The sequence below is a fragment of the Kocuria sp. APC 4018 genome (assembly GCF_030407675.1).
Taxonomy (GTDB): domain Bacteria; phylum Actinomycetota; class Actinomycetes; order Actinomycetales; family Micrococcaceae; genus Kocuria; species Kocuria rhizophila.
The window spans coordinates 40856-50743 of record NZ_JASDCY010000014.1 but is presented as its reverse complement, the minus strand read 5'-3'; the positions used below and the strand labels follow the sequence as shown (position 1 = coordinate 50743).

The 9888-nt window shown below is 69.3% G+C and carries 8 protein-coding genes; 2 read left to right on the top strand and 6 right to left on the bottom strand.

All coding sequences use genetic code 11. The features are described 5' to 3' along the window. Positions 1 to 680 (bottom strand): MFS transporter (locus QL985_RS04415; protein WP_121566603.1); only part of this gene is annotated, 680 nt, incomplete at its 3' end. Between the two features lie 100 nt (positions 681 to 780). Between QL985_RS04415 and trmB the strand changes: the two genes are divergently transcribed. Further along, positions 781 to 1611, top strand: a complete 831-nt coding sequence (gene trmB / locus QL985_RS04410; RefSeq protein WP_059281719.1) for a tRNA (guanosine(46)-N7)-methyltransferase TrmB — start codon at positions 781 to 783, stop codon at positions 1609 to 1611. A gap of 162 nt (positions 1612 to 1773) precedes the next feature. Here trmB and QL985_RS04405 read toward each other — a convergent pair whose 3' ends face one another. From QL985_RS04405 to dnaK, 4 genes are all read right to left on the bottom strand, one after another. Beyond that, entirely contained in the window at positions 1774 to 2280 is a 507-nt protein-coding gene (locus QL985_RS04405; protein WP_059281718.1) for a helix-turn-helix transcriptional regulator, read from the bottom strand. 1 nt (position 2281) lies between these two features. Further along, positions 2282 to 3304, bottom strand: a complete 1023-nt coding sequence (locus QL985_RS04400; protein WP_059281717.1) for a DnaJ C-terminal domain-containing protein — start codon at positions 3302 to 3304, stop codon at positions 2282 to 2284. 84 nt (positions 3305 to 3388) lie between these two features. Further along, positions 3389 to 4015, bottom strand: coding sequence for a nucleotide exchange factor GrpE (locus QL985_RS04395; RefSeq protein ID WP_082698407.1), 627 nt, complete (start codon positions 4013 to 4015; stop codon positions 3389 to 3391). After that, on the bottom strand, positions 4012 to 5880 hold the full coding sequence (gene dnaK, locus QL985_RS04390) for a molecular chaperone DnaK (RefSeq protein WP_019310000.1): 1869 nt from the start codon (positions 5878 to 5880) through the stop codon (positions 4012 to 4014). The genes QL985_RS04395 and dnaK overlap by 4 nt, the downstream gene beginning before the upstream one ends. A 332-nt stretch (positions 5881 to 6212) precedes the next feature. Here dnaK and QL985_RS04385 point away from each other — a divergent pair, with 332 nt between their 5' ends. Continuing rightward, positions 6213 to 8201, top strand: a complete 1989-nt coding sequence (locus tag QL985_RS04385) for a BCCT family transporter (RefSeq protein ID WP_059281874.1) — start codon at positions 6213 to 6215, stop codon at positions 8199 to 8201. A gap of 92 nt (positions 8202 to 8293) precedes the next feature. On the opposite strand, the gene QL985_RS04380 is transcribed toward QL985_RS04385, so the two are convergent. Continuing rightward, the gene (locus QL985_RS04380; protein ID WP_259905492.1) at positions 8294 to 9748 is read right to left on the bottom strand and encodes an MFS transporter; all 1455 of its coding nucleotides are present in this window, start codon (positions 9746 to 9748) and stop codon (positions 8294 to 8296) included. Positions 9749 to 9888 lie beyond the last annotated feature (140 nt).

Genomic DNA, 9888 nt, shown 5'->3' with positions numbered 1-9888 from the left:
TTGCGCAGGATCCGCCCCACCCCTCCCGCGGCGCGCGCGTGACGCGGCAGCGTCTCCGGGATCACGAGCACCGAGCACGCGAGCATCACCGCCCCGAAGACCGCGAGCACCGCGAAGGCGGTGCGCCAGTCCGCCACGGTGGCGATCACCCCTCCCGCGAGCGGGGCCACCACGGGCGCCAGGGAGGTGATGAGCGAGAGCACGGAGTACATCTGTGCGGCCCGGTGTCCGCGGGCGATGTCCGAGACCACCGCGCGGGCGATCACCACACCGGCCGCCCCGGAGATCCCCTGCAGCAGCCGCAGCGCGAGCACCACCCCGATTCCCGGCGCCAGGATGATCCCCACCGACGACAGCAGGAACACCAGGTTGCCGGCCACCATCAGCCGGTGGCGCCCCACCACGTCCGAGAGCGGGCCGAGCAGGAACTGCCCGCCCGCCATGCCCACCATGTAGGCGGTCAGACTCAGCTGGACCAGGCTCACGGGCGTGCCGAACCACTGCGCCATCTCCGGCATGGACGCGAGGTACATGTCCGTGGCCATGGGGCTCACCGCCGAGAGCACACCCAGCGAGCCCACGAGCGCGATCCGGTCCCAGCGCGGCGGCAGCCCCAGCCGGCTGCGGACGGCCCCGGGCCTGCCGGGCGCGGAGGCGTGCGGCTCGTGGTCCTGGGGCATGCGGTTCTCCTGCGCGGCGCGGGTGGCGGGTGGCCCTCCATCGTAGGGTCCGCCCGCCACGCCGTGACCTCCCGTGACGGCCCGCCTAGGATGTTCCTCGATGGAATCCAGCGACCAGACACCCCAGGCTCCCCAGAACGACGCCGCCCTGCCGGCCTCCCCCGCCGACGCTCCCGAGGGCACCGCCACGCCCGCGGCCTTCCACCGCCAGCCGTACTCCTTCGTGCGCCGCGGCGACCGGCTCTCCCCCAAGCGCCAGAAGTCGTGGGACGAGCACGCCGGTGAGTGGGTCCTGGACATTCCCCGCGTCATGACCGACACCTCCGTGGATCCCTCCTACCGGCTCGACCACGAGGCGGTCTTCGGACGGACGGCACCGCTCGTGGTGGAGATCGGCTCGGGGCTGGGTGAGGCGATCGTCGCGCACGCCGCCGCGCACCCGGAGCTGGACCACCTGGCCGTGGAGGTCTACAAGCCCGGCGTGGCGGACCTGCTCATGAAGGCCGCCCAGGCGGGGGTGACCAACGTGCGTGTGGCGCAGGCCAATGCCCCCGAGGTCCTGGAGCACATGCTCGAACCGGCATCGGTCCGCGAGCTGTGGGTGTTCTTCCCGGACCCGTGGCACAAGACCCGCCACCACAAGCGCCGCCTGGTCTCCCCCGGTTTCGCGGAGCTCGCCGCGCGCGTGCTCGAACCGGGCGGACTGTGGCGGCTGGCCACGGACTGGCAGGAGTACGCCGTGGTCATGCGCGAGGTCCTGGACGCCGCAGAGGCCGAGTTCGAGAACGTCCACCCCGGCCCGGCCGCGGACGACGAGCACCCCGACACCGGGTGGGCACCGCGCTGGGACGGCCGGATCCTCACGAGCTTCGAGCGCAAGGCCACCGAGGCCGGGCGCGTCCCCCGGGACCTGACCTACCGGCGTCGCTGACCCGGCGGCGAGAAGAATGCCGACCCGGGCGGTTCGGCCGCTGAGACCACGGATGTGACCCCGTGACCCTCCGCCCGGGATGCCACGGAGTGGGCAGATGCGCAGGAACCCCGCACCAGCTCGTGGTGCGGGGTTCCGTCGTGCCGTGGCACCTCGCTCCACTCAGGACGCGCTGCGGCTGCGCTTCGTCCCGCGTGCGGACGGGGCATCAGTGGCGGCGGTCTCGCGGCCACCGTGCTCCGGCCGGGCCGGGCGGTAGAGCATGAGCGCCTGCGAGACCTTGCGGGGCGCCCGGCGGGTGCCGCGGGCGATCCGCACCACGTCCCCCTCGGAGCCCGCGGTGAAGATCATGTCCCGCTCGCGCCGTGCCTCGCGCTCCCGGTCGAGCTCCTCGCTCAGCTCGGTGACCCGGGACTGCAGCGCCTGCACCTGGTTCTCCAGCTGCATGATGCGCTTGATCCCCTCCAGGGACACCCCCTCCTGGGAGAGCTCCTGGATCTGGCGCAGCTTCTGCACGTCCATCTGGGAGTAGCGCCGTGCCCTGCCGGAGGCGCGGGACGGTGTCACGAGCCCCATGCGGTCGTACTGTCGCAGCGTCTGCGGGTGCATGTCCGCGAGCTCGGCCGCCACCGAGATCACGAAGACGGGCTGGGTGAAGTCGATGGGCATCTCAGACCGCCGCCTCCTCGCTCAGGGACGCACGGGGATCGAAGCCCTCCGTGGCCCGGGCGAACTCGCGCAGGGCCTCCTGCGCGGCGTCGTCGAGATCCGCGGGGAGCTGGACCTGGACGGTGACGATCATGTTGCCCGTGGTGGACCCGGACGTGAATCCCTTGCCCTTCACGCGCATGCGGTGCCCGGAGGACGTGCCCGCCGGGACCTTGAGGTTCACGTGGCCCTCGTCCAGGGTGGGCACCTGAACGGTGGCACCCAGACCGGCCTCGCTCACGGTCACCGGGACCGTGACGTGGACGTCCTGGCCTTCCCGGGTGAAGAACGGGTGCTCCTTGACCTTGACGGTCACGAACAGGTCCCCGTTGCCGCCCGGGCCGGTGTGGCCCTTGCCCGCGATCTTGAGCCGCTGGCCGTCCTTCACGCCCTTGGGCACGCGCACCGTGGTGGTCTGCCCGTTGCCCCGGCGCAGCTTCACGGTGGTGCCGTGGTACGCGGAGCGCAGCGGGATGGTGGTGGTCGTGTGGATGTCCTCGCCCTTGGTGGGCGGGGCCTGGTAGCCGCCGAAACCACCCTGGCCGCCGAAGCCACCACCGGTGCTGAAACGGGTGTCCCCACCCTGGGCACCGCCGAACTGCGCGAACAGGTCCTCGAACCCGCCGCCGCTGGACGTGGTGTAGCGCCTGCGGCCGCCGCCACCGCCGTTGAACAGGTCCCCGAAGATGTCCTCGAAACCTGCACCCCCGGTGCCGCCCGCGGGCCCACCGGCCGTGAAGCGTGCACCCGAGCCCATGGCCCGGATGGCGTCGTACTGCTCACGCTCCTCCGGGTCGGAGAGCACGGAGTTCGCCTCGGTGATGTCCTTGAACTTCTTCTCCGCGGCCGCGTCCCCCGGGTTCTGGTCCGGGTGGTACTTGCGGGCCAGTTTGCGGTACGCCTTCTTGACGTCTTCCGGGGATGCGTCCTTGGAGACGCCCAGGACGCTGTAGAAATCCTTGTCGATCCAGTCCTGACTGGCCATGACGCCTCCTTCCTGTGAAATCTTCCTCAGTAGGACTCGGGGCGGGTCCCGTCATGTGGACCCGCCCCGAGGTGTTGGTGTGCTCTACGGCTGCGCCGCCACGGCCACCTGGGCCGCCCGGACCACCCGGTTGCCCACCTTGAAGCCCGAACGCAGCACCATGGACACGTGGTCTGGCTCCACCTCGTCGGTGGGCTGCTGCATCACGGCTTCGTGGACGTTGGGGTCGAAGCTCTCCCCCACCTCACCGATGCGGGTGAGACCCTTCTTGCCCAGGGCGTCCTCGAGCTTGGTGGCGATCGCCGCGAACGGGCCGTCCTCGAGGTCGCCCGCCTTGCGGGCGGCGTCGATGTCGTCCAGCACCGGCAGCAGCGCGGAGACCAGCTCGCCCGAGACGAAGTCCCGCAGCTGGTCCTTCTCCCGCACCGTGCGGTTCTTGTAGTTCACGAACTCCGCCTGCAGGCGCCGCAGGTCCTCGAGCCGCTCGTCCGCGAGCCGCTGGGCCTCGGAGTCGCCCTCCGGGGCGGCGTCGCCGGTCGACGACGCCGCGTCCGCGGACTCCGCGTCCTGGGACTGGGGGGTGTCGAGGATGTCGTCCACGGTGAGCCCCCCGTTCTGGGATGCGTCCTGCTGGTGCTGAGCGGGCTGCTCCGGATCCTCCGGCACGGACTGGCCGTGGCCCTCGGTGTTCTCGGAATCGCTCATGCTCACTTCTTCCCGTCGTTGTCGTCGTCCACGACCTCGGCGTCGACGATGTCGTCGTCCGATGCCTGGGCGCCCTCGGCACCGGCGGCGCCAGCCTCGGCGCCCGCGGCACCCTCGGCCTGGGACTGGGCGTACAGGGCCTCGCCGATCTTGGTCTGCGAGGTCTGCAGCTTCTCGAACGCGGTCTTCACGGCGTCGTCGTCATCGCCCTCGAGCGCGGCCTTGACGGCGTCCACGTCCGCCTGGACCTCGGTCTTGACGTCCTCGGGGATGGCGCCCTCGTCGTCCTTGATCAGCTTCTCCACCGAGTACGCGGTCTGCTCCGCGTTGTTGCGGCGGTCCGCGGCCTCGCGGCGCTGCTTGTCGGCGTCCGCGTTCGCCTCGGCGTCCTTGACCATGCGGTCGATGTCCTCCTTGGACAGCGAGGTGCCGCCCGTGATGGTCATCGACTGCTCCTTGCCGGTGCCCTTGTCCTTGGCGGACACGTGCACGATGCCGTTGGCGTCGATGTCGAAGGTGACCTCGATCTGCGGCATGCCGCGCGGGGCCGGCGCGATGCCGGTCAGCTCGAACGTGCCCAGGTTCTTGTTGTCCCGGGTGAACTCGCGCTCACCCTGGAAGACCTGGATGGACACGGACGGCTGGTTGTCCTCCGCCGTGGTGAAGGTCTCGGAACGCTTGGTGGGGATGGCCGTGTTGCGCTCGATGAGCTTGGTCATCACGCCGCCCTTGGTCTCGATGCCCAGCGACAGCGGGGTCACGTCGATCAGCAGCACGTCCTTGCGGTCGCCCTTGAGCACACCGGCCTGGATGGCGGCGCCGATGGCCACGACCTCGTCCGGGTTCACGCCCTTGTTGGGAGCCTTGCCGGCCATCTCCGTGACCTTCTCGGCCACGGCGGGCATGCGGGTGGAACCACCCACGAGCACCACGTGGTCGATGTCGGAGACGTTGATCCCGGCCTCGGTGATGACGTCCTTGAACGGCTTCTCCGTGCGGGCCAGCAGGTCCTTGGTGAGGTCCTCGAACTTGGCGCGGGAGAGCTTCTCGTCCAGGTGCACCGGACCCTCGGGGGTCACGGACAGGTACTGCAGGGAGATGGTGGTGGAGGTGGCCGAGGAGAGCTCCTTCTTGGCCTGCTCCGCGGACTCCTTCAGGCGCTGCAGGGCGATCTTGTCCTTGGACAGGTCCGCACCGGTCTTGGACTTCACCTGCTCCAGCAGCCAGTCCACGATCCGCTGGTCCCAGTCGTCGCCGCCGAGGCGGTTGTCGCCGGCGGTGGCGCGGACCTGGATGGTGGAGAAGTCGTCCTCGTCCTTGCCGACCTCCAGCAGGGAGACGTCGAAGGTGCCGCCACCGAGGTCGAAGACCAGGATGAGCTCGTCCTCCTTGCCCTTCTCCAGGCCGTAGGCCAGGGCCGCGGCGGTGGGCTCGTTGACGATGCGCAGCACGTTCATGCCCGCGACCTCGCCGGCCTCCTTGGTCGCCTGGCGCTCGGCGTCGTTGAAGTACGCGGGGACGGTGATCACGGCGTCCGTGACCTTGTCACCCAGGTAGGACTCCGCGTCCGCCTTGAGCTTCATGAGCGTGCGGGCGGAGATCTCCTGCGGGGTGTACTTCTTGCCGTCGATCTCGGTGGTCCAGTCGGTGCCCATGTGGCGCTTCACGGAGGCCACGGTGCGATCCACGTTGGTCACGGCCTGGCGCTTGGCCACGTCACCCACGAGGGTCTCGCCGTCCTTGGAGAACGCGACGACGGACGGGGTGGTGCGCGCACCCTCGGCGTTGGCGATGACGACGGGCTCGCCGCCCTCCAGCACTGCAACCACGGAGTTGGTGGTGCCGAGGTCGATTCCTACTGCACGAGACATTCTCTGTCCTTTCGTTGGAGCGGGGCGGTCCGGGGCTCCCCGTAGGGCTCCTGATCCGGACCGTCAATCCTTGAGCTTTCGAGACTCAAGTTTACTCATTGAGTCGGCGGTGTCAACCTAAGTTGAGTCCGCTTCACTCAAGACTGCGGAGTCGGCGGTCCCCGGAATTCTGCGGATGAGTTAGGGCGACTACCGATTCGACGTTACAATCGTGGGTTTGTACGCCCAGGGCGAAATACTGCCCGCTTCCGGGCGCGCGCCCACCACGTCCACGGGAGACCACACACCTTCACGAGATCGCACACTCCCCCGCCGCAGTCAGGAGAACTGTCTTGAGCACGCCACCGCATTCCCCGGAATCGGAACCGCAGCAACCCCCCGCCCACCACGGCTCCTCCGCCGGATCCACGACCCGCAGCAGGCCGCGGCAGATCTTCGACGAGCTGACGTACCCCCACGGCATCCACCCGGCACTGGTTCCGGGCGTGGGTGTGGAGGACCGCAAGGTGCGGTTCTCCACGGACAAGGCGGTGTTCATCATCACCGCCCTGCTGATCGTGGGCTTCATCGCCTGGGGTGTGCTGGGGACCGAGAGCCTCTCCGCCGTCTCCTCCACCGCGCTGGCCTGGGTCACGGAGAACACGGGGTGGTTCTTCATCCTGCTCTCCACCGCAGCCGTGTTCTTCATGCTCTTCATCGGCTTCACCCGCACCGGGCGCATCAAGCTCGGCCGTGACGACGAGGAGCCCGAGTACTCCTTCTTCTCCTGGCTCGCCATGCTCTTCGCCGCCGGGATGGGCATCGGGCTCATGTTCTACGGGGCCTTCGAGCCCATGACCTACTTCGAGAGCGGAATTCCCGGCTTCTCCCACGTGGCCGAAGCCGGGGAGGAGTCCATGGCGGTGTACGCCCTCGTGCAGTCCGCCTTCCACTGGGCACTGAACCCGTGGGCCATCTACGCCGTGGTCGGCGTCTCCGTGGCCTACGGCGCCTACCGCCGCGGCCGCGCACCCCTGATCTCCCGCGTGTTCACCGCGCTGCTGGGTCACAAGCGCGTGGACGGGCCCCTGGGCAAGCTCATCGACGTCTTCGCCATCTTCGCCACCCTGTTCGGCACCGCGGCCTCCCTGGGCATGGGCGCCATGCAGATCGGCTCCGGCATCTCGATCGTGGGCGGCATCGGCGAGCTGGGCAACAACGTCCTGATCCTGCTCATCGCACTGCTGTCCGTGGGCTTCATCATCTCGGCGGTCTCGGGCGTCTCCCGCGGCATCCGCTACCTCTCCAACATCAACCTGACGCTCGCGTTCGTCCTGGCGCTGTTCGTGTTCTTCGTGGGACCCACCGTCTACCTGCTGACGCTGATCCCCTCCACGTTCTCGACCTACATCTCCGAATTCCTCTTCATGACCGGCCAGTCCGCGGCGTGGGGACCTGAGAGCGCCGAGTTCTCCAACACCTGGACCGTGTACTACTGGGCCTGGTGGCTCTCCTGGTCCCCGTTCGTGGGCATGTTCATCGCCAAGATCTCCCGCGGGCGCTCCATCCGCCAGTTCGTGACCGTGGTGCTCGTGGTCCCGGCTTCCGTGTGCGTGCTGTGGTTCATCGTCTTCGGCGGATCGGCCATGTACTTCGCCAAGAACGGCGCGGACCTCTCCGTGGAGGACGGCGCGGAGTCCATGCTGTTCGGCCTCTTCGACCAGCTGCCGCTGACCGGGGTCACGTCCGTGCTCGCCATGGTCGTGATCGGCATCTTCTTCATCACCAGCGCGGACTCCGCCTCCGTGGTCATGGGCACCATGACCCAGCGCGGGCGCCCCGAGCCCAGCAAGTGGATCGTGGTCTTCTGGGGCGTGTGCCTCTCCGGCATCGCCATCGTGATGCTGCTGGTGGGCGGCGACGACGCCCTGGCCGGGATGCAGAACCTGGTGATCGTCTCCGCGCTGCCGTTCGCGTTCATCCTGGCGTTCATGATGGTGGCGCTCTACCGCGACCTGCGCAACGATCCCGCCACCCTGCGTACGCGCTTCGCGCTGTCCGCGGTGGAGAAGGCCGTGTCCACGGGCCTGGCCGAGCACGGCGACAACTTCGCGCTGCAGGTGGAGCACGCCGAGGGCCACCGTGCCGCCGGCGACTCCTTCGACTCGCACGATCCGGCCATCACCGAGTGGTACCGCCAGACGGACGAGAACGGGGACGAGACGGACTTCCAGTACAAGTCCCGCTGGGTCTCCTCCGCGGTGGACGACATCGTGGATCAGACGCCCCAGGACGAGGCGCCGTGGGAACAGACCACCCCCCACAACGCCAACCAGAAGTAGTGCGGGGGCGGTGACGCCCTCCTGAGAAGCACCGACCAACGGGGTGCACGTCCACGGACGTGCACCCCGTTGCTCATGGGCGGCGGCACCCGTCAGTGCTCCCCCGTCTGCCGGGAGTCCGGCGTGCGCAGACCCACGGCGGCCACCACCAGCACCGCGAGCAGCGCGAACGAGATCTGCTGCGAGTGCACGAACGCGAGGACGGTAGCGGGGTCCCACGCGCCAGTGGGCAGGGCGGTGCCCACCACGGATGCCATCACGGTGCCCACCAGCGCGAGCCCCACGGCATTGCCCACCTCCTGGGCGGTGTCGTTCATGGCCGATCCCATGGAGGTGTGGCTCTCGGGCAACGCCCCCATGAGTGCCACGGCCCCCGTGGTCATGATGGTCCGCATGGCGGCCGTCATCATGAGCATCCCCAGCGCGCACCACACGAACCCGTGGCCCACGGCGTAGACCCACACCCCGAGGCTCGCGAGCAGCAGCAGGACCGCACCGGTGGAGGTCCGCCGGTGCCCCCAGGCCGCCACCGCGCGGTCCACGAAGGGCCCCGCCCCCAGCATGCCCACCACGAACGGCAGGTTGGCGAGCCCGGCCTGCAGGGGGCTCCACCCCCAGGCGAACTGGTAGAGCTGGGTGGACACGAACATCACGCCGGCCATCGCGGTCATCACTGAGGTCTGCAGGATCGCGGACCCCCGCACCGTGGGGATGCTCAGCAGGGACAGGTCCAGCATCGGGTCCACCGCGGTGCGCTCCCGCCACACGAACCCGGCGAGCGCGAGCAGCCCTCCCGCCAGGATGCCCAGGGTGCGGAGGTCCAGCCACCCGTACTCCACTCCCGCGGTGAAGGTGTAGAGCAGCAGCCCCAGCGCCGCCACCGAGAGCACGGCCCCGGGAACGTCCGTGCCGCCGCCGCGACGGTCCTCATCCCGGTCCGGGGAGAGCCCCGCGCGCACGCCGATCCACGCGAAGAGCGCCACGGGGGCGTTGAGCACCAGCAGCATCTGCCACGGCATGTGCTCGAGCGCGAGTCCCGCCAGGGTGGGCCCCAGGGCGAAGCCGATGAGGGAGACGGTCATGACCAGGCCGATGGCGCGGACCCGGAGGTCGTCCCGGTCGAAGAGCCGGAACAGCAGGGACATGGTGATGGGCGCGATCAGCGCCGCGAAGGCTCCGGAGACGGCGCGCACCGCGATGAGCTGCGCGGGGGTCTGGACGAGCAGCACGGCGAGTCCCGCGAGTCCGAAGAGCGCGAGACCCCACGAGATGGTGCGGCGCCTCCCGAGACGGTCCCCCAGAGTGCCCCCGACCATGAGCAGCCCGCCGAAGGTGAGGGAGTAGGCACCCACGATCCACTGCAGGTCCGTGGGGCTGGCGTTGAGGTCCCGCCCGATCACGGGCACGGCCACGTTGAGGATGGAGTTGTCCACCATCTCCACGAGCTGGGTGAGGCACAGGCCCAGCAGTGCGGGCCACGCGGCACGCAGGCTCTGGGGTGCGGTGGCGGCGCGGTGCCGTGCGCCGCCGACGACGAGTTGGGTCATGACAGGTCCTTCCGGAAAGGTCGAACAACGTTCGATAATCGAATTGTGTTCGAGAATAGAACGGTGTTTGATTCCACGCAACACCCTGCGTACCGTGATCCCCATGACAGCCGCCCGCGGACCCGCAGCAGAGCCCTCCC